Raw genomic sequence first — 18298 nt, 5'->3', positions numbered from 1 at the left:
GGCAGAGCCGGCGCCTGCTGGAGGAGGTGGTCGGCGGCCCGGTCACCGGGTTCTGCTACCCGTACGGCGCCGTCGACCTGCCCGCCCCCGCCCCCCGGACGCCGTACGTCACTTCCAGTTGACGCCCTTGCCCAGGCTGTACGGCTCGCCCCAGTACTCGGCGCCGGCCACCTTGGTCGCCGAGGGCGCCAGCGCCAGCACGCAGGAGGCGATCGACTGGCCGTTGGTGAAGCCCTTCGGGAAGGAGGGATGCGGGCACTTGTCGAAGGTGCCGATCAGCATCACCTCGGCGGCCTCCCCGCCGTCCGGCAGCGTGCCCTTCATCTGGGTCAGGCTGGCGAAGGACAGGTCGGTGCTGCCGGTATTGGTGACCTTGAACCGGACGTAGTACGGCACCATGCCGGTGACCTTGTCGCCCAGCTTGAGCGGGGCGAGGTCGGCCGGGTCGCCCTTGTCGATCGAGGTGACCGCGAGCGAGACGGTGCCCTTGGTGCTGCCCGAGACGAACGGGATGGTGGCGGCCTCGCCGATCTTCAGCGTGCTCCCGGCCGCCGTGGTCGGACCGGCCTGGTCCGGGGCCCCTCCGGTGGCACCGCCCGTCGATCCGGCGCTGGAACCGCCGGTGGTGCCGCCGGTCGGCGCGGCCGCCGAGGCGGAGGCCGCCGGGGTGGTGGGCGCGGCGGACGGCGTGGCCGGCGCCTGGGTGGCCGGCGGGGTGCTCGCGCTGTCGGACGACGCGGCGTCGTCGTTGCAGGCGGTCATGGTGAGCGCGCCCACCACGGCCAGGCCGGCCAGGGCCGTGGCGCGACTGTTGAGGATGGTCTTCACGTGACGTCCCCCTCAATGCGGACGGCCGTGGCGGCCGTCCTCCTGAGGGACGTTCATAGCGCAGTGCCCAAGCCGTGTGCCACGACTTCGCTGCCGTCTTGACCGGGCCGTGACGAGTCCCACGCGGGTCCGTGACAAGGGATGCCGAGTCGTGATCACACGTGCCCGACCCCTTCGCCACCTGGGCCAGCTGGAACAACTAGGAAGCCCGCAGCATCAGTTCGGAGTAGGTCGTGACGGTGGTGAAGCCGAGCTGCCGGTAGAGGCCGATCGCCGCGGCGTTGTCCGTACGGACGTTGAGGCCCAGGTGGTCGGTGGTCTGGGCGAGGTGGCGGCACAGGGCGGTGACGCAGGAGCGGGCGAGGCCCCGGCCGCGGGCGTCGGGGTGGGTGACGACGTTGCCGAGCACGGCGACCCGGTGGGCGGGGGAGTGCACGTGCACCCCGGCGGCGGCCACCAGCCGGCCGCGCTCGTGGATGCCGACGTAGCCGCCACCCGCGAGCATCCGCCGGTCGAACCAGGACTCGGGGTAGGCCTCGGCCAGCAGGGTGCGCAGCCCGTCGAGGTCGGCGAGGGTCAACGGCTCGGGCCGGTGGGGGAGTTCGGTGGGCAGTTGGGCGGCGTCCGGGAGGATCATCCGCAGCAGCGGGGTGCGGCGCTCGGCGGCGTAGTCGGGTGCGAGGGCCCGCTCGGCGCCGTCCGGGAGCCCGGCGGTGAAGCGGCGCGGCAGGAACGGGCGCAGCGCGCCGAGCAGTTCCGCCAGGGCGGGTGCGGCGGCGGGCCGGGCGAAGGCGAGCAGGACGGGGGTGTCGCCGCCGCTGTAGAGCAGGGCGACCGGCCCGTGGTCGGGATCCGCCGTGTACCAGGCGGTGTTGGGCCAGAGGGCGTCGTCCAGGTCGCCGAGCTCGAACAGGTGCAGGGCCGGGTCGGTGCGGAACCGTTCGGCGAGCGCGGCGCGGTCGTGCAGGCTGATGAGGGGCACGCGCTCGAGGATAGGCCCGGACCGGTGCCCCCCGGAGTGTCAGACCTGGCCGAGGGTCAGCACGTAATCGTGGCGCGCGGCGGTAGGCAACCGATGAACGCCGGCGTTGATCGGCGGAGGAAGCGCACCACGGGCGGATCAGGTGAGGTGGTCGAACTCGCCGGCCTTGGCTCCGAGGAGGAAGGCGCGGAGCCTGCTGGTCGAGGTGGTCAAGATGAGGAAGGGGTCGTCTGACTCGCGGACATGGCGGAGATCGCGCTCGCTGCGAGCTAGCTCTACACAGTGGCTGCCATCGTCCGTGTCGCTGAACGACGACTTCTGCCAGCGGAGTTCGGACATCATGCGCCTTTCATTCCTGCAGTAGGTACAGAAGGTGTTGGATCAACCCCCAGGAGTCTCGTGAATCATCCTGCATCGACCTACCCCTGCTGATGGCGGGTAGGGCGATTTCACTCAGCTGCTCGAAGCGATCGCGGTAGCTGGCGATCGAAGTCTGATCGACGAGGTACTCGGCCTGAGTTGGCCCATCCAGGATGACTGTCGAGAGTGCAGGTGAGCCAGGAGCGCAGATCAGGAACGAATTCGCACGTGGGGGCTTCTTCGGGACCGTGAACGGCAGTACTTGGATGGTGACATTGGGGAGCTCTGAAATGGTGAGCAGGTGCTTCAACTGGGCTCGCATCACAGCTTTCCCGGGAAACTGCATGCGCAAGGCAGCCTCATGGATGACGAATCGGAACTGCCTCTGTCGCTCGTCGGTCAGGATGCGCTGACGCTCGGCGCGGAACTGAACTGCTGCCTCGATCGTCTGCTTCCGCTCGGGGTACGCGTCCTCGAACATCGCCTCGGTGTAGGCAGGCAGCTGTAGATAGCCGGGGATGTAGAAGGTTTCATAGTTGTCCAGGGCGGCTGCCCGGGCCTCGGTTTCGGCCAGATCGAGGGCCCTGGGCGTGATCTGCCCCTTGAACGCGGTCCACCAGCCCTTGCCGTCGCTGGCTCCGAGATCGTCTAGCTCGGCCATGTAGGCCTCGTCTGTGCAGCCGTAGTGGCCTAGCAGTTTGGTGAGCCGCGCAGAGTCCAAGCCCGTGCGACTGGCCTCGATGTGGCTGAGCTGCGGTGCTCCCATCTCGATGAGAGCGCCGGCATCCTTCACGGCGAGACCCGCCTCCTCGCGCAGGCGCCTCAGCTCGACGCCGAAGCGGCGCTGCCGCTCGCTGATCTCGGTCCTGAGTGCCAAGGATCTTCCCTTCCGTGTCGTGCGCAGTCTCTCTCCCCGAGACTGCGAGGCGCCACCCACAAGGGTGATGCTCGGCGAATCTGTTGCAGGTTTGAAATTGCCTGCCCTACTCTCAGTGTTGCACCGGTCACATGACAGAACGTCAGTGGCTCCCCCTCCTCTTCCCAGGGGTTACTCATGCGTGCCTTCACTCCTCCCGACTGCTCCGCCGCTCGCAGCGAGCTCTCCTCCCTCCTCTCCTCCGCCGGGTGGCCGCCCTCCCGCATCTCCGACGCGGAGCTCGCCTTCCACGAACTCTTCGTCAACGCGTGGGAGCACGCGAGCAGCCCGGCGCCGCTCTGCACCTTCTCGCTCTCCCCCCTCCGCCTCCGCGTCCAGGTCTGCGACGACAGCCCCGTCCTCCCTCCCCCGCCCGACCTCCCCGCCGACCCGCTCGCCCTCTCCGGCCGGGGCCTCCACCTCGTCCGCGCCCTCACCCACCGTTTCGGGGCCGACCCCCGCAAGAACGGCAAGGTCGTCTGGTTCGAACTGGAGCCCCTCGCGTGAACCGTCGCCGCCAGCCGATGCAGCCCACCGACCCCCGGGTCAGGGCCTACACCGACGAGCACATCCGCACCCTCCTCGCCGAACTCCACGAGCGCGGACGCAAGTTCGGCCTGATCTTCCCCTCGGCCACCACCGACAAGACCCTCGACGGCCGCATCCTCGTCCGCTTCAACACGGCCCCCGCGTCCACTCTCCTCAACCTCCTCACCCTCCTCCTCGATGCCGACCGCGAGCGCCCGTGCGGTTCCTGATCGGCGCCGCCTTCGCCGCCCTCCTCGCCCTCGCGATCGCCACCGTAGCCCTGGGCGTCATCACCGCCCTCAACGTTGCAAAACCCGATGAAGAGGAGCCCTGACATGTCCGACCCCGCCGTCGCGAACGCCCTCGCCGCCGCGCACTACGCCGTCGCGGCCGCCTTCAACTCCCTCTCCCCGGCCCCCGTCACCCCGCCCGTCCCCGACGACTTCGACTGGCCCCAGCTCGAAGCCTTCGTCTTCCACCTGGGCTTCGCCGCCGACGAGTCCGACGCTGCCCTCGACCTCTACCGGCTCCTCTTCGCCGTCCAGCGCATCGCCTACCGCGAGGCCGCCGGCCGCAACTCCCCCTGGCCCGCCACCCGCCTCACACCGCGCTCGCCGGTGTGAAACCCTGAGCCGCATGGATGAGGTTGCGAGCCGCCTGCGCGGCGCCTGGGAGTGGTGGCACGCCGCCATCGAGGATTCCCAGGAGGGTCGGTGGATCCGCACCGACTTCGAGCGGGAGGTCATCGACGACATCGCTGCCGTGACCGTCGGCAGCCCGGTGCCGTCGAGTGAACTCCCCTGGCGCGGTCGGCTGGCCCGCATCGCCCTCTGGGGCGCGGCCGTCCGGCTCGCCGCGCGGGCCGGTGGTTGGGAGCTGACGTCCGTCGTCGGGGTGGACCCGCCCCGGCCGGCCGGCATGGCCGAACTGCTCTCCGCCGTCTACGCCGTCGGGGAGCTGGGCGAGACCTGGCTGATCCGCCTCCGGGAGGACGGCCCGCCGTCGGCCGTCGAGGCGGCGAGGGCGGAGGCCTTCCTCTTCGGGCCCGGCTCCGCCGAAGACCTCCGCCAGTTCTTCTACGACTGACGTGCCCGTCAGCAGTGCGCGGTCCCCGGATGTCCCAGATCGCCTGGCGGTTGTCCGTGCCGCGCTCGTAGCGGTGGATCACCACGCTCCAGTCGCCACGGAGCCATCCGCGTGAGGTGATCATGCGCCAACAGGTGCCGCCCGTGCGTGCGCACACTGCCGAGCCGCACCCGACCGTGGGCGCGTCCCGCGGGCGTTGACGGCCTCCCGCACAGGACGTCGGCCCGTCCGACTTCCTGTGCCGTACGTGCGCACGGGGCGCAACCGAATGCGGCCGCCATCCGTATCAGCTGATGTGAAGCTGACCGGCACCCCGTTCTTCGTCCTCGCGATCCTCCTCCTCCCGCTCTCCATAGGTCTCCTGATGTACCTGTGGAACCGGGTGCGCGGCCCGCAGGCCCTGCGCTTCGGGGCTCGCCTACTCATGGTGGTCTTCGCCCAACTCACTGCCGTGACGCTGGTGTTCGTCGTGGTCAACAACGACAACCAGCTGTACAGCAGCTGGGACGACCTGCTCGGCACCGGCAGCCACGTCCGCGCGGTGCCCGTCCCGCCCCCGGCGGACGCGACGGTGGCCGCGAACGGGCCCGACCAGCCCAAGGTGGTCCAGCAGTTCACCTCGGTGGACGACAAGGCCGTGCCGAAGGACGTGAAGACGACCGAGCTGAAGGGCCGGGTCTCCGGGGTGGACGGCGAGGTGCTGGTCTGGACGCCGCCGCAGTACGACGACCCGGCCTACAAGGACAAGAAGTTCCCGGTGGTCGAACTGCTCGTGGGCTTCCCCGGCTCGTCCAGTGCCTGGTTCGGCAGCATGAACGTCTCCAAGCAGCTGGCGCCGCTGATGAAGTCGGGGCAGATCGCGCCGTTCATCCTGGTCTCGCCGCGCGTCGTGCTGCTCGAAGGGCACGTCGACACGGGCTGCGCGGACGTCCCCGGCAAGGTCAACGCCGAGACCTGGCTGGCGCGCGACGTGCCGCAGATGGTGCTGGACAACTTCCGCGCCGAGCCCGGACCCGAGCACTGGGCCGTGGCCGGCTACTCGGCGGGCGGGCACTGCGCCGCCCGGCTCGCGATCGCGCACCCGAACCGGTACCACGCCGGGGTCAGCCTCTCCGGGTACAACGACCCGGCGGGCGAGTCGGACTCGCTCACCGCGAAGGACCCGCACCTGCGCGAGGTCTCCAACCCGGTCTACCTGCTCCAGCACGCCCAGACGCCGCCCAACGTCGCCCTGTACGTGACGGGCAAGAAGGGCGACGGCTTCGAGGACGCCCTCGCGCTGCAGAAGAACGCCAAGGCCCCGACGGCCGTCACCCCGGTGGAGGTCAACGGCCCGCACCTGACCTCCACCTGGGAGCCGCTCGTCCCGCAGGTGTTCACCTGGCTCACCCAGACCATCGGGAAAACCGGTTGAGTGCCTAGCGCTGCGGCAGCGCGCAGCCGTCCGGCCCGCAGGCCTCCGCGTCGCCAGGCGCGCCGACCGGGATCAGCGGCGAAGGCACCCGGCTCTCCCAGGCCTGCTGCAGCGCCCGGGTGAAGGTCTCGGCGGGCTGGGCGCCGGACACCCCGAGCCGCCGGTCGAGGACGAAGAACGGCACGCCCGTCGCCCCCATGGCGCTCGCCGTCGCCTCGTCCTCGCGCACGGCGTCGGCGTACGCCTCCGGATCGGCCAGCACGGCGGCCGCCGCCTCGCCGTCCAGCCCGGCCTCGACGGCGAGCTCCAGCAGCCGCCCGGGCTCGAAGGCGGAGCGTTCCTCGGCGAAGTTGGCCCGGTACAGCGCGTCCAGCAGCCCGGCCTGCCGCCCCCGCGCCTTGGCGAAGTGCAGCAAGCGGTGCATGTCGAAGGAGTTCGCCGCGTCGCGCCCGCCGTCCAGGTACGGCAGCCCCTCGCCCCGGGCGTTCTCGGCGATCCGGGCCTCGGCCGCCTCGGCCTGCTCCAGGCTCATCCCGTACTTCGCAGCGAGCAGCGGAATCACCGGACGGGCCGCGCGCGGCGCGTGCGGGTCCAGCTCGAAGGAGCGGTGGACGACCTCCACCTCCTCGCGGTGCGGGAACGCGGCCAGGCCCTGTTCGAACCGGGCCTTGCCGATGTAGCACCACGGGCAGTTGATGTCACTCCAGATCTCCACGCGCACGGCGCCGCACTCCTTCCAGCCTCGCGCGGTCCTTCCGCGCCGACACCTTCCGGAACGCCGCCGTCCGCCTGAATATTTCTTGTCCTGAAATGTTCAGGCTCGAGAGCCGGCGACCGGCTGTTCCCGCTTCCTGCTCCGCGCGGCGGCCGTCAGGTGAAGGACGGCCAGCGGTCGGCGGCCCAGGCGTGCCAGTCGGGCCAGGCGGGAGGGGCTGCGTCGAGGTGGTGGCCGGCCAGTTCGGCGGCGTCGGGCTCCTCGAAGTGGGTGCGGCCGTCGAGGATGTCCGCCTCGGTCATCGGGAAGGTCTCGTCCGGGGCGGCGGCCCAGCGCTGTGCGATGCGGGCGCGCTGGGTGTCCAGGTCGACCGGGAGGTAGAGGAGGCGGCAGGACGCTCCGGCCGATGCCGCCAGCCAGCGGATCGCGGAGCGTTCGTCCCGGCCCCAGCAGCCGAAGTCGACGACGACGTCGGTGCCCGCGCGCAGGGCCTGCAGGCCGAGTGAGAGCAGGCGCCCCTCGATGACGTCCCGCTTGCCCTCGGCCTCGGCCAGGCCGAACAGCGGGAGCATCCACTCGTCCGGGCTCAGCCGGATCGCCCGGTGTTCCTCGGCGAGCCGGCGGGCCTTCGTGGTCTTGCCGGCGCCGGGTAGGCCGACCAACAGGAACAGTGTCGTCACGCTCGGATGGTGGCAGCCGCGGCACGCCCGGGGCGAACGGTTTTGCCGGTGTCCCCGCTGGCCCCTCCCGGGCCTTGCGCTAGACCGCGGTCCAGCTCCTACCGTCCTCGCCATGACCACCAACGACCAGCAGCCGCTCGGCTCGCCCTTCTCCGCCGCCAGCACCGCCGAGGACGTCACGGCCGGCCTCGACCTCTCCGGCCGGACCGCCGTGGTGACCGGAGGCTACTCCGGCCTCGGCCTGGAGACCGTCCGGGCCCTGGGGGCGGCCGGTGCCCGGGTGATCGTCCCGGCCCGCCGACCGGACGTCGCCCGCGCCGCGCTGCGGCACCTGGACGGCTGCGAGGTCGTCCCGATGGACCTCGCCGACCTCGACAGCGTGCGCGCCGCCGCCGCGCGGATCGCCGGAGCCACCGATCGGATCGACCTCCTGTTCGCCGTCGCGGGCGTGATGGCCACCCCGGAACGGCGCGTCGGCCCGGGCTGGGAGGGGCAGTTCGCCGCCAACCACCTCGGGCACTTCCTCCTCGCCTGCGAGCTCTACCCGCTGCTCGCGGCGTGCGGGGCCCGGGTGGTCGTCAACAGCTCCGCCGGGCACGCCCTCACCGACATCCGTTGGCAGGACCCGCACTTCCGCACCGGGTACGACAAGTGGCTCGCGTACGGCCAGTCCAAGACCGCCAACGTCCTGTTCGCCGCCCACCTCGACGCGCTCGGCCGGGCGGACGGCGTGCGGGCCTTCGCGCTCCACCCGGGCAGGATCATCACCGGCCTCCAGAGGGAGATGACGCTCCGGGAGCAGATCGACCGCGGCTGGGTGGACGAGCACGGCGCGGTCGTCGGCGCGGGCTTCAAGTCCGCTTCCCAGGGCGCCGCCACCGGCCTGTGGGCTGCCACCTCCCCGCTGCTCGCCGGCCGCGGCGGGCTCTACCTGGAGGACTGCGAGGTCGCCCGCGTCGCCGCCCCCGGCGACCCGATGGACGACGGCGGCGTCCGCCCGTACGCCCTCGACCCCGACGCGGCGGCCCGCCTCTGGGAACTGTCCCTCGCCGCGACCGGCGCCACCCCGATCACCGGCTGAGCACCGCTAGAGGCAGATCCAGCAGTACAGCCGCTCGCCCGCCGCGCGCGCCCGGCGGGCGAGGGCGATCAACCCCTCGGCCAGCGGCAGCAGATCCGCCGGATCGGCGCCGTGCCACTCCTCGGCCTCGGCCCACCGCGCCACGGCCGCCGGTATCCGGTCGTCGCCCACCTCGGCGAGCGCGTCCCGGGTGGCGTCACCGAGCTCGGTCACCCAGGGGCCGGTCGACCACGGTTCGTCCTCGTCCCAGGGGCCGTCAGGGCCGGGCTGCGGTGTGGTCGGCCAGACCGGCGTCTGCGCCACCAGGTCGACCCGCCACGGCTCCGCCCGGATCGCCGCGACGAGCTGCCCCAGCACGACGCATGGATCGACGTGCTTGGCCATGACGCCGTCGAAGGCCTCGTCGGAGACCTCGCCGAACGCGGGCAGCGAGCCTTCGGTCAGCTCCAGCGCCCGCACGACGGCCGCCGCATCGGGCGCCCGGAAGTAGTCGGTCAGCACACCCATCCCGGCAGCCACCTCCTCGTCTCGGATCCTGGGTGCAGTGGATCAGACGCCACTGACACTGCTCACCCGATCGGCGGACACGTGGAGCAGGAAGTCGGCCAGGTCGACTTCCTGCTCACGAGGGCCACGCAGGCCGGGCTCAGCAGGAGATGTCGCCACCGCCCACATTCGTGCCCAGCACGCAGAGGAACCTCTTGAACAGGTTGATCCGGCCGTTGCGCTCGTCCGGGTTCCGGCCGTTGCGCTCGAGGTCGCCGTTGATGCTGCGGATGGTCCCGCCGAAGCCCTTGTCGTTGACGACGGCGTCGTGCGGGGTCATCGCCCCGGCGCCCTTCTGGCTGTCCCGGAACCAGAGGGTGGTCTTCCGGGCGACGGCCGGGGTGATCATCCGCCAGCCGTACGCACCGGATAGCCTCGTCCGCGCACGAGCCGAGAGTGGACCGGGGGACAGGGCATGGCGCACACCGACGACGAGGGCGATGACCGGCTGGCAGCCGAGGGCGAGGTGGCCGTCGCCCGGCTGGCGCTCGACTCCGGGGACCTCGCCCACGCCGCCGACCACCTCTCCGACGCGATCCTCGCCGACCCCCAGCTGCCCGAACTGCACGAGGCGCTGGCCGAGTTGTGCGCCGCCGTCGGCGGCCCCGCCGCGGCGCGCGAACTGTTCCCGCTGGACGGCGAGGTCTACCTGGGAACCGTCGTCTGCCGCGCCCACGTGGAGGCCGCCGCCGGGGACTGGGACACCGCCGTCAGCCTGCTCGCCTCGGCGATCCAGTACGAGCCGGCCCGCCCCTGGGCGCACACCGCCTGGCTCGCCCGCGAGGACCTGCCCGCCCTGGTCGACCCGGACGCCGTCGCCCAGGCGGTGGCCCGCGCCGCCGGTACGCTGCCCGACCCGCTGCCCGCCGAACTGGCGGACACGGTAAGGCCCTTCGAGCGTTTCGTGCGGGCCGTGGCGGCCCGCCACCCCGAGCACCCGCTGCTGCTGGCGATGGCCTCCGGCCTGACCCGCCGCTTCGGCGCCACCGCCCGGGCCGTCGAACTCGCCGAGCGGGCCCACCGCCTGGCCCCCGGCTACCTGCCCTCCGTGATGCTCGGCAACGCCCTGCGCGCCGACGGCCGCCCCGAGGCGGCGCTCGCCGTCTGGGAGGCCGAACTGGCCCGGGTCGCGCCGGGCGAGGGCGACTCCAGCAGCTACCTCGCCGTGGACGTCGCCGAGCTGTACGGCTCCCTCGGCCGCCCCGCCGAGGGCCTGCCCTGGCTGGAGCGCGTCCTCGCCACCGAGCCCGACCACCCCAAGGCCGCCCCGGCCCTGCACGGGCTGCGCCACGCCGTCGACGGCGACGCCGCCCACCTGCTCGCCCTCGCCGACCACCACCGCGAGCACCCCGACCACGAGTACGCCCAGGACCTGCTGGAGCGGCTCAGCCACCGCGAGCCCTGGCTCGGCATGGTCGTCGGCGCCACCGAGGCGACCGTCAACGTCCTGCACCAGGTGCTCGGTTCGGACGGCACCAGCCGCGACACCGAGATCGACTGCACCGCCTCCGCCGTCGAGCCGCCCAGCTCGGTCCTGGTCGTCCACCTCGCGCTGCCGCGCGCCACGGTGTCCTACCGGTCCGTCGGCGAGCCCGACCCCCGGCTGCCGCTGACCGAGCCCACCACCCGGATCTGGTCCTGGGACGGCACCGACCCGCGCCCGGCCGTCGCCGCGCCCGCGCCCTCGAGCGCCGAACTCGTCCGCGCCACCGCCGAGATCGTCTGGCCGACCATCCCGGCCGCCTACGACCACGCCGTCCGGCTCGCCGGACTGCCGCTGGACGAACTGCTCGGCGTGCTCGTCCACCCGCCGCTGCCCCGCGAGGACGACCTCGGCCGGGCCATGCTCGCCCACCAGCCCGAGCTGTGGGTGCGCGCCGTCCAGGCCTTCGCCTGCCTCGGCATCGCCCACCACCGCACCGACCAGCCGTGGGAGGGTTCCGAGCGCCGCCGGGTGCTGCGCGACCTGCTGCTCGGGCCGGAGGACTGGGTGGTCGAGGCGGCCGGCTTCGCCCTGGTCGCGATCGGCTGGACGCACCCCACCGCCCGCGCCGACGTCGCCGAACTGCTGCGGCAACGGCTGCACTACAGCGCCCGGGCGAGCCGCAGCCGGGTGGTGACGATCCTCCGCTCGTACTGCGCCCTGGTGCTCGCCGCGCCGTGGACGGAGCCGGACGACCGCGAGCTCGCCCGGCACCTGCTGGACGAGGCGGACGCCCAGGACGCCGACGACGCCGACGACGCGCAGACCCCGGAGGAGGCAGAGGAGGCAGCTGAAGGGGCCGAGCCCGACGCACCCGAGCCAGGGCCGGAACGCCCCCGCCCCGGTCTGATCCGCCGCCTCTTCGGCCGCTCATAGGCCAGAAGCCCCGGACTTACACCCCCGGCAGCGCCTCCTGGTCCACGTCGAACCGCGCGACCCGCTCCGCCGGATCGCGGCACTCCGGCCCCAGCCGCAGCATCCGCGACTCCGGGTCGTGCAGCGGCCGGTGGCAGCGCCGGCAGGTGACCCGGGGGCGGAGGGTCTGGGTGGTGTCCGTACCGGGCAGTGGCTCAGTGCTGGTCATGGGGGAGACGGTAGCGGCCCCGCGCCCGTGAAAGGATCCCGCGAAAGGGCCGCGTGAAAGGATCCTGCGCATGGCCACGGACCGCAGCAGCGCCGGAGACCCGGCGCGCACCCTCGCCCTGCTCTGGGGGCTGACCGCCGAGGAGAAGCCCGGCCGGCGCGGCCCGAAGCAGGCCCGCTCGACCGGCGAGATCGCCGCCGCCGCGATCGCCCTGGCCGACGCCGAGGGCGTGGACGCCGTCACCATGCGACGGGTCGCCCAGGAGCTCGGGCTGTCCCCGATGGCGCTCTACACCTACGTGCCCGGCAAGGCCGAGCTGCTCGACCTGATGCTGGACACCGTCTACGCCACCATGCCCCGCAGCGCCCCGGCCGAGGAGACCTGGCGGGCCCGGGTCACCGCCGTCGCCGACGACAACCGGGCGCTGTTCCGCGCCCACCCGTGGGTCGCCGCCGTGTCCACCAGCCGCCCGCCGCTCGGCCCCGGCCTGATGGCCAAGTACGAGTACGAGCTGCGCGCCCTGGAGGGCACCGGCCTGCCCGACGTCGAGCTGGACGCCGCGCTGACCCACCTGCTGGGCTTCGTCCAGACCTGTGCCCGGATGGCCGCCGACGAGCGGGCCGCCGAGCAGGACAGCGCGCTGACCGACGCCCAGTGGTGGCAGGCCAACGCGGACCTGCTGGCCCGGGTCTTCGACCCCGAGCGCTACCCGGTCGCGGCCCGGGTCGGCGCCGCCGCCGGCCAGGCGCACGGCGGCGCGTACAGCCCGGACCACGCGTACGCCTTCGGCCTGGCCCGCGTCCTGGACGGGCTCGAAGCGCTGATCGGAGAGGGCTAACGCGCGTCGTACTCCTCGCGGGCCGCGAGCACCGAGGCCACCCGCTGCTCGGACCAGTGCGCGAGCGTCGCGACCAGCTCGGCCGCCTCCCGCCCGAGCGGGGTGAGGCTGTAGTCGACCCTGGGCGGGATCACCGGGTGCGCCTCGCGCAGCACGAAGCCGTCCCGCTCCAGCGTCTGCAGGGTCTGGGCGAGCATCTTCTCGCTGACCCCCGACACCCGTCGCCGCAGCTCGCTGAACCGGTGGCCGCGCTCGCGCAGCGCACCGAGGACGAGCACGCCCCACCGGCTGGTGACGTGCTCCAGCACGCCCCGGGACGGGCACATCCGGTCGAAGACGTTCGCCGGCGGGAGCTCGCTCGTGTGCACTTCGCTTACCTCCATACCAGTACCCTACTTTGAAGTGCGTACTTCCGAAAGGTTAGTGCCATTCCTAGGGTGAGTTTCGAGGTCAGAACCATCCAGGAGCAGGAGCACCCCATGTACGTCGTCACCGGAGCCACCGGCCAGCTCGGCCGCCTCGTCGTCGAAGGCCTGCTGGCCGAGGTCCCCGCGAGTGAGGTGGCGGTCGCCGTCCGCTCCGCCGAGAAGGCGGCCGACCTGGCCGCGCGCGGGGTCGACGTCCGGGTGGTCGACTACGACCGGCCGCAGACCCTGGACGGCGCCTTCGCGGCCGGTGACCGGGTGCTGCTGATCTCGGGCAGCGAGGTCGGCCGCCGCGTCCCCCAGCACCGGGCCGTGGTCGAGGCCGCCCGGGCGGCCGGGGTCGCCCTGCTCGCCTACACCAGCATCCTGGGGGCGGCGACCTTCCGGCTGGCCGACGAGCACAGGGCGACGGAGGAGCTGATCCTCGCCTCCGGCCTCCCGTACGCCTTCCTGCGCAACGGCTGGTACACCGAGAACTACCTCGGTGACGCGGCCGGCACGGTGGCGCGCGGCGTGGTGCTCGGCAGTGCCGGGGACGGCCGGGTGGCCACCGCCCCGCGCCGGGACTACGCGGACGCGGCGGTCGCCGTCCTGCTCGACGGGAACGACGGGAACGACGGGAACGAGCAGAACCGGGCCTACGAGCTGAGTGGCGATGTCGCGTGGAGCCTGCCCGAGCTGGCCGCCGAACTGGCGAAGGCCTCCGGCGAGCCGGTCGTGCACCGCGACGTCACCCCGGCCGAGCACCTGGACGTCCTGGTCGGCGCGGGCCTGCCGCAGGGCTTCGCCGAGGCCCTGGTCGACGTGGACGCGGGCATCGCGCGCGGCGAGCTGGCCGGCACTCCGGGTGACCTGGCCCGGCTGATCGGCCGCCCGACCGTCCCGCTGGCCGAGTCGGTCCGTAGCGCGCTGGGCGCGTGAACCGGGCGCGTGGAGCAGGTGCCCAAGGCAACCGTCCCACCAGCGGAAACACCATCGGAAGCAATGCCGGAAAGACCGGACATGTCCAGCATTCAAACAATGTCATGACCAAAATCCGGAAACGGAGATGACAGCCTGCCCTCCCGCCCGCTACCGTCGCCAGGACGACACGCGCGCGGGAGGGCACTCGGCCATGCCACAGACGAACCAGCGGGACAGCGGCCGAGGCCTCTGGTACGGGATGGCGGCCTACGGGATCTGGGGGCTGTTCCCCCTGTTCTGGCCGCTGCTGGAACCCGGCGCCGCCGACGACATCCTGGCCAACCGGATGGTCTGGTCCCTGGTCGCGGTGGTGCTGATGCTGGTCGCCCAGCGGCACTGGAGCTGGATACGCCCGCTGCTGCGCCAGCCCCGCCGGCTCGCCATGCTGGCCGGCGCGGCCACGGTGATCTCGGTCAACTGGGGCGTCTACATCTGGGCCGTCAACACCGGCCACGTGGTCGAGACCAGCCTCGGCTACTTCATCAACCCGCTGGTCACCATCGCCTTCGGCGTCCTGGTGCTCAAGGAGAAGCTGCGCGGCCCGCAGTGGACGGCAGTCGGCATCGGCGCCGCCGCCGTCGCGGTGCTGACCGCCGCCTACGGGCAGCTGCCCTGGATCGCGCTCACCCTGGCGCTCTCCTTCGCCACCTACGGCCTGCTGAAGAAGCAGGTCGGGCTGAGCGGGCTGGAGAGCCTGGCCGCCGAGAGCGCCTTCATGTTCCCCTTCGCCCTCGGCTACCTGGTCTACCTGGAGGTCAGCGGACGCGGCACCTTCGGGCACACGGTGGCCGGCTCGTACGGCTGGGGGCACTCCGGGCTGCTGATGCTCAGCGGGGTGATCACCGCGATCCCGCTGCTGTTCTTCGGCGCCGCCGCCGTCCGGGTGCCGCTGACGGTGATGGGCCTGCTGCAGTACCTGGCGCCGGTGTTCCAGTTCCTGATCGGCGTCGCGGTGTTCCACGAGTCGATGCCGCCGGCGCGCTGGGCCGGCTTCGCCCTGGTGTGGGCCGCGCTCGCGGTGCTCACCTGGGACGCCCTGCGCCAGGTGCGGGCCGACCGCGCCGGGCGGGCCGCGGCCGTGCCGCAGCCCGCCCCGGCACAGCGGGAGACCGTCACGCGCTGATGTCGCGGCTGGTGAACCGGGCCCAGGCCGCCGAGCCGAACACCGCGACGTAGGCGGCCTGCAGCCCGAGGTCCTTCCACACGCCGTCCCAGTACATCGGCTCGCGCAGCAGGTCCGAGAAGCTCATCCAGTAGTGGGTGAACAGGAACGGCCGGACGGCGTCCAGCTGCGGGAAGGCGTCCAGGATCTGCACCGTGATCACCAGCCCGACGGTCGCGGCCATCGCCGCGATGCCGCTGCCGGTGAGGGTGGAGACGAACAGCCCGATCGCCACCAGCCCGGCCAGCGAGACCGCGACCACCCCGGCCACCAGCACCGCCCGCAGCAGCGCGTCGGCGAAGCCGATGGTGTCCCCGGAGATCAGCGTGACCTCACCGAGCGGGAACAGGGTGGCGCCGGTCGCGAGCGCCGTCACCGCGACCGCGGCGGTCGCGGCCAGGCAGAACACCAGCCCGGCGGTGAACTTGGCCGCCAGCAGCCTGGTCCGCCCGGCCGGGGCGACCAGCAGGTAGCGCAGCGTCCCGGTGGCCGCCTCGCCCGCCACCGAGTCCCCGGCGACCACGCCGACCGTCATCGGCAGGAAGACGGGCAGGGCCACCGCCAGCGCGGTGAACACCAGGAACAGGCCGTTCTGGGTGGTCTGCGCGATGAAGCTCGGCGCCCCGCCGCCACCGCCGCGCGGACTGTCCGTGTTGAGCTTGACGATCACCCCGATCAGGATCGGCAGCGCCGCCAGGATGCCCAGCAGCACCTTGGTGCGCATCCGGCGGAAGGTCAGGTGCAGCTCGTTGCGGAACAGCGCCAGGAAGCCGGACGCGGTCTGCGGCCGACGGCCAGTCGCGAGCACCGTCTCAGCCTGCGACATCGAAGCCCTCCCCGGTCAGCGCCACGAAGGCGTCCTCCAACGTGCCCCGCTCCAGCCCGAACCCGTGCACCCGGACCCCGGCCTCGACCAGCGCCGCGCACAGCTTGGGCAGCGCCTCGTCGCCGCTCGCGCCCAGCTCGCCGTCCACCCGGCCCTCACCGGGCACCAGCGCGCCCACCTGGTGGGCCGCCAGCACCTCGGCGGCCTGCGCCACGTCCGGGGTGCGGACCACCAGCCGGCCCTGCGCCCGGGCGGCCAGCTCGGCGACGGTGCCCTGCACCACCAGCCGGCCCCGGGACATCACCGCCGCGTGGGTGCAGACCTGCTCGATCTCGTCCAGCAGGTGCGAGGAGAGGAAGACCGTGGTGCCCTCCGCCGCGACCTCCCGGACCAGCGCCCGGATCTCCCGCATGCCCTGCGGGTCCAGCCCGTTGGTCGGCTCGTCCAGCACCAGCAGCTCGCGCGGCTGCAGCAGCGCGGACGCCAGGCCCAGGCGCTGCTTCATGCCCAGCGAGTAGGCGCGGGCCTTCTTGCCCGCGGCGGCGCTCAGGCCGACCCGCTCCAGCGCGGCCTCGACCCGCTGCCGGCGGGTGCGCGGGTCGGCGGTCGGGTCGGCGGCGTCGAAGCGGACCAGGTTGTCCCGGCCGGACAGGAAGCCGTACAGCGCCGGGCCCTCGATCAGTGCGCCCACCCGGGGCAGCACGGTGGCGACGGACTGCGGCATGGGCTCGCCGAGCACGGTGGCCGCGCCGGAGGTGGGGGCGATCAGGCCCATCAGCATCCGGATGGTGGTGGTCTTGCCCGAGCCGTTGGGGCCCAGGAAGCCGAAGACCGAGCCGCGCGGCACGGTCAGGTCCAGGCCGTCGACGGCGAGCTGACCGCCGCGGAAGCGCTTGGTCAGGCCGCGGGTCCTGATCACGTCATCGGACCCGGAGGTACCGGACGTACTGGAGGCACCGGAGGCACGGGAAGCCGGGGAGACGGAAGGAGCGGAAGGAACGGGGGCCGGGCGCGACACGGCGCCCGGGCCCCCGGCCGACTCCGTAACGTCCCCCGTTACGGGAGTCTCGGTCATCCGTCAGTTCACCCCGGCGGCGTGCTGGAGGACCGGCAGGGTCACCGCGCCGGCGAAGACCCGGCCGTCGTCGGTGAGCAGGACGTTGACGACCTTGGTGCTGATCAGGGTGCCGCCGCCGACCGGCTTGCCGAGCGACTTCACCAGCGCCTGCGGGTTCATCGGCTGGCCGTGGCGCTTGCCCTGCTTGCCGTCGCCGTGCGAGCCCTGGGCGGGCGCCTCGACGCTGCTGGGCAGCTGGGTGGAGATCACCGCCGTCCAGCCCTCGCCGATCACGTTCACCCCGTCGTGGCCCTTGCCCTGTGCGCCCCGGTCGCCCTGCGTGCCCTGCTCACCCTGCTTGCCCTGGGCGTCGTGGCCGGCAGCCGCCTCGTCCGCCTTCTTCTCCGTCACCTTGGCCCCCTTGGGCGCCGTGAAGTCGAAGGTCTTGGCGGCCGGCTTGGCGAAGGACACGTCGGTGAAGTGGACGTCCAGCACGGTGGAGCCGTCGGTGGACTTCACCACCACCGCGAGCGGCACCCCGTTGTCGGCGGCCACCGCGATCCGCACCTCGGAGACGGTCGAGCCGGACTGGGTCGGCTTGACGCTCAGCTGGTAGGCCTTCTGCCCGGCCACGTTGGCCGTCCCGGCCACGGTGACGGAGGTGGTGCCGGCGCTGCCGGTGAGGAACCGCTTGGCGGCCTCCTGCGGGGTGGTCGGCACCCCGGTCAGCGGCGCCTTGGGGGCCTTGGCGTGCTCGGCCGCCGGACGCCCGGTCATGTGCAGCGCGGTGTTGGTCGAGCTGTCCCAGGCCCAGCTCTGGTCGCCGTTGCGGACCAGGGTGTAGCCCGCCATGTTCTCCAGCAGGTCCACCCGCTGACGGTCCGGGCCGTCGACCGCGACCCGCAGCGTCTGGTCGCCGCCGAGCAGACCGAGCAGCTTGGACTGCGGGTCCGCCGAGCCCTGACCCTGCTCGCCGCCGTGCCCGGCCGCCGCCCCGAGCCCGCCGGCCGCCGCGCCGAGCAGCTGGCTGGGCACCCCGAGGTCGGTGGAGACGGAGACCGTTCCGGACAGGGTCTGGGCGTCGGACCCGAGCGCCTTGGCCACCACCTGCTCGGCCGACAGCTGCGGCAGGTCCGGCGGCGAGTCGGCGGCCAGCGCCGGCACCAGCCCGACCCCGGCGGCGATCACCGCCGCCACCGCCACCGGCACCCCGGCCCGCACCAGGGTGCGCCGTCGAGAGCGGTACGGCACCGCGCCGTCCAACTGGTCCTCCACCGCCGTCTCATTGGTCATGGCGTACTCAACTCCTCCGTGTACACGTGCG

General features: G+C 72.8%; 23 protein-coding genes. 10 read left to right on the top strand and 13 right to left on the bottom strand.

What is annotated here, in order from left to right; translation table 11 throughout:
- Positions 1-108: 108 nt before the first annotated feature.
- The 4 genes from ACWCYO_RS10690 to ACWCYO_RS10675 form a co-directional block, all read right to left on the bottom strand.
- On the bottom strand, positions 109-828 hold the full coding sequence (locus tag ACWCYO_RS10690; RefSeq protein WP_449783987.1) for a hypothetical protein: 720 nt from the start codon (positions 826-828) through the stop codon (positions 109-111).
- A 199-nt stretch (positions 829-1027) separates the two neighbouring features.
- A complete protein-coding gene (locus ACWCYO_RS10685) occupies positions 1028-1810 on the bottom strand; it encodes a GNAT family N-acetyltransferase (protein WP_449783986.1) in 783 nt (260 codons plus the stop codon).
- Positions 1811-1948: 138 nt separating this feature from the next.
- Positions 1949-2152 (bottom strand): DUF397 domain-containing protein, encoded by a 204-nt coding sequence (locus ACWCYO_RS10680; protein WP_449783985.1) that lies wholly within the window; start codon positions 2150-2152, stop codon positions 1949-1951.
- Positions 2153-2159: 7 nt separating this feature from the next.
- Entirely contained in the window at positions 2160-3047 is an 888-nt protein-coding gene (locus tag ACWCYO_RS10675; protein WP_449783984.1) for a helix-turn-helix domain-containing protein, read from the bottom strand.
- A 177-nt stretch (positions 3048-3224) separates the two neighbouring features.
- Here ACWCYO_RS10675 and ACWCYO_RS10670 point away from each other — a divergent pair, with 177 nt between their 5' ends.
- From ACWCYO_RS10670 to ACWCYO_RS10650, 5 genes are all read left to right on the top strand, one after another.
- Positions 3225-3593 (top strand): ATP-binding protein, encoded by a 369-nt coding sequence (locus ACWCYO_RS10670; protein WP_449783983.1) that lies wholly within the window; start codon positions 3225-3227, stop codon positions 3591-3593.
- Positions 3590-3844: a hypothetical protein gene (locus tag ACWCYO_RS10665; protein ID WP_270144732.1), complete on the top strand. Its 255-nt coding sequence runs from the start codon at positions 3590-3592 to the stop codon at positions 3842-3844. Before ACWCYO_RS10670 ends, ACWCYO_RS10665 begins: the two co-directional genes overlap by 4 nt.
- A 105-nt stretch (positions 3845-3949) precedes the next feature.
- On the top strand, positions 3950-4237 hold the full coding sequence (locus ACWCYO_RS10660) for a hypothetical protein (RefSeq protein WP_449783982.1): 288 nt from the start codon (positions 3950-3952) through the stop codon (positions 4235-4237).
- A gap of 13 nt (positions 4238-4250) precedes the next feature.
- A complete protein-coding gene (locus ACWCYO_RS10655) occupies positions 4251-4700 on the top strand; it encodes a hypothetical protein (protein WP_449783981.1) in 450 nt (149 codons plus the stop codon).
- 295 nt (positions 4701-4995) lie between these two features.
- Positions 4996-6114 (top strand): alpha/beta hydrolase, encoded by a 1119-nt coding sequence (locus ACWCYO_RS10650; protein WP_449783980.1) that lies wholly within the window; start codon positions 4996-4998, stop codon positions 6112-6114.
- A 4-nt stretch (positions 6115-6118) separates the two neighbouring features.
- On the opposite strand, the gene ACWCYO_RS10645 is transcribed toward ACWCYO_RS10650, so the two are convergent.
- Both ACWCYO_RS10645 and ACWCYO_RS10640 read right to left on the bottom strand, forming a co-directional pair.
- A complete protein-coding gene (locus ACWCYO_RS10645) occupies positions 6119-6835 on the bottom strand; it encodes a DsbA family oxidoreductase (RefSeq protein ID WP_449783979.1) in 717 nt (238 codons plus the stop codon).
- A 149-nt stretch (positions 6836-6984) separates the two neighbouring features.
- Positions 6985-7509: an AAA family ATPase gene (locus ACWCYO_RS10640; protein ID WP_449783978.1), complete on the bottom strand. Its 525-nt coding sequence runs from the start codon at positions 7507-7509 to the stop codon at positions 6985-6987.
- A gap of 112 nt (positions 7510-7621) precedes the next feature.
- Between ACWCYO_RS10640 and ACWCYO_RS10635 the strand changes: the two genes are divergently transcribed.
- Positions 7622-8590 (top strand): SDR family NAD(P)-dependent oxidoreductase, encoded by a 969-nt coding sequence (locus ACWCYO_RS10635; protein WP_270144720.1) that lies wholly within the window; start codon positions 7622-7624, stop codon positions 8588-8590.
- A 6-nt stretch (positions 8591-8596) separates the two neighbouring features.
- Here the strand turns inward: ACWCYO_RS10635 and ACWCYO_RS10630 are convergent, their stop codons facing one another.
- The gene (locus tag ACWCYO_RS10630) at positions 8597-9097 is read right to left on the bottom strand and encodes a hypothetical protein (protein WP_449783977.1); all 501 of its coding nucleotides are present in this window, start codon (positions 9095-9097) and stop codon (positions 8597-8599) included.
- A gap of 139 nt (positions 9098-9236) precedes the next feature.
- A complete protein-coding gene (locus tag ACWCYO_RS10625; RefSeq protein WP_449783976.1) occupies positions 9237-9485 on the bottom strand; it encodes a hypothetical protein in 249 nt (82 codons plus the stop codon).
- 66 nt (positions 9486-9551) lie between these two features.
- On the opposite strand from ACWCYO_RS10625, the gene ACWCYO_RS10620 reads away from it, so the two are divergent.
- Positions 9552-11495: a tetratricopeptide repeat protein gene (locus ACWCYO_RS10620; protein ID WP_449783975.1), complete on the top strand. Its 1944-nt coding sequence runs from the start codon at positions 9552-9554 to the stop codon at positions 11493-11495.
- A gap of 16 nt (positions 11496-11511) precedes the next feature.
- On the opposite strand, the gene ACWCYO_RS10615 is transcribed toward ACWCYO_RS10620, so the two are convergent.
- Positions 11512-11703 (bottom strand): DUF6011 domain-containing protein, encoded by a 192-nt coding sequence (locus tag ACWCYO_RS10615; RefSeq protein ID WP_449783974.1) that lies wholly within the window; start codon positions 11701-11703, stop codon positions 11512-11514.
- Positions 11704-11773: 70 nt separating this feature from the next.
- Here ACWCYO_RS10615 and ACWCYO_RS10610 point away from each other — a divergent pair, with 70 nt between their 5' ends.
- The gene (locus ACWCYO_RS10610; RefSeq protein WP_270144710.1) at positions 11774-12541 is read left to right on the top strand and encodes a TetR/AcrR family transcriptional regulator; all 768 of its coding nucleotides are present in this window, start codon (positions 11774-11776) and stop codon (positions 12539-12541) included.
- On the opposite strand, the gene ACWCYO_RS10605 is transcribed toward ACWCYO_RS10610, so the two are convergent.
- Complete coding sequence (locus tag ACWCYO_RS10605) at positions 12538-12924, bottom strand: winged helix-turn-helix transcriptional regulator (RefSeq protein ID WP_270144707.1); 387 nt, start codon at positions 12922-12924, stop codon at positions 12538-12540. The two genes, ACWCYO_RS10610 and ACWCYO_RS10605, sit on opposite strands and share 4 nt — an antisense overlap.
- Positions 12925-13020: 96 nt before the next feature.
- Between ACWCYO_RS10605 and ACWCYO_RS10600 the strand changes: the two genes are divergently transcribed.
- Together ACWCYO_RS10600 and rarD are read left to right on the top strand one after the other, a co-directional pair.
- Positions 13021-13887: an SDR family oxidoreductase gene (locus tag ACWCYO_RS10600; RefSeq protein WP_449783992.1), complete on the top strand. Its 867-nt coding sequence runs from the start codon at positions 13021-13023 to the stop codon at positions 13885-13887.
- Between the two features lie 193 nt (positions 13888-14080).
- Positions 14081-15052: an EamA family transporter RarD gene (rarD, locus tag ACWCYO_RS10595; RefSeq protein WP_449783973.1), complete on the top strand. Its 972-nt coding sequence runs from the start codon at positions 14081-14083 to the stop codon at positions 15050-15052.
- On the opposite strand, the gene ACWCYO_RS10590 is transcribed toward rarD, so the two are convergent.
- From ACWCYO_RS10590 to ACWCYO_RS10580, 3 genes are read right to left on the bottom strand one after another with little or no spacing between them, the layout of a single operon-like run.
- Entirely contained in the window at positions 15042-15917 is an 876-nt protein-coding gene (locus tag ACWCYO_RS10590; protein ID WP_270144704.1) for an ABC transporter permease, read from the bottom strand. The two genes, rarD and ACWCYO_RS10590, sit on opposite strands and share 11 nt — an antisense overlap.
- Positions 15904-16992, bottom strand: coding sequence for an ABC transporter ATP-binding protein (locus tag ACWCYO_RS10585; RefSeq protein ID WP_449783972.1), 1089 nt, complete (start codon positions 16990-16992; stop codon positions 15904-15906). The genes ACWCYO_RS10590 and ACWCYO_RS10585 overlap by 14 nt, the downstream gene beginning before the upstream one ends.
- Before the next feature lie 3 nt (positions 16993-16995).
- Positions 16996-18267, bottom strand: a complete 1272-nt coding sequence (locus ACWCYO_RS10580) for a LolA family protein (protein ID WP_449783971.1) — start codon at positions 18265-18267, stop codon at positions 16996-16998.
- Positions 18268-18298 lie beyond the last annotated feature (31 nt).

The organism is Kitasatospora sp. NPDC001683 (genome assembly GCF_053596495.1).
The sequence above is the reverse complement of the archived record's forward strand: the minus strand, read 5'-3'. Positions and strand labels throughout refer to the sequence as shown.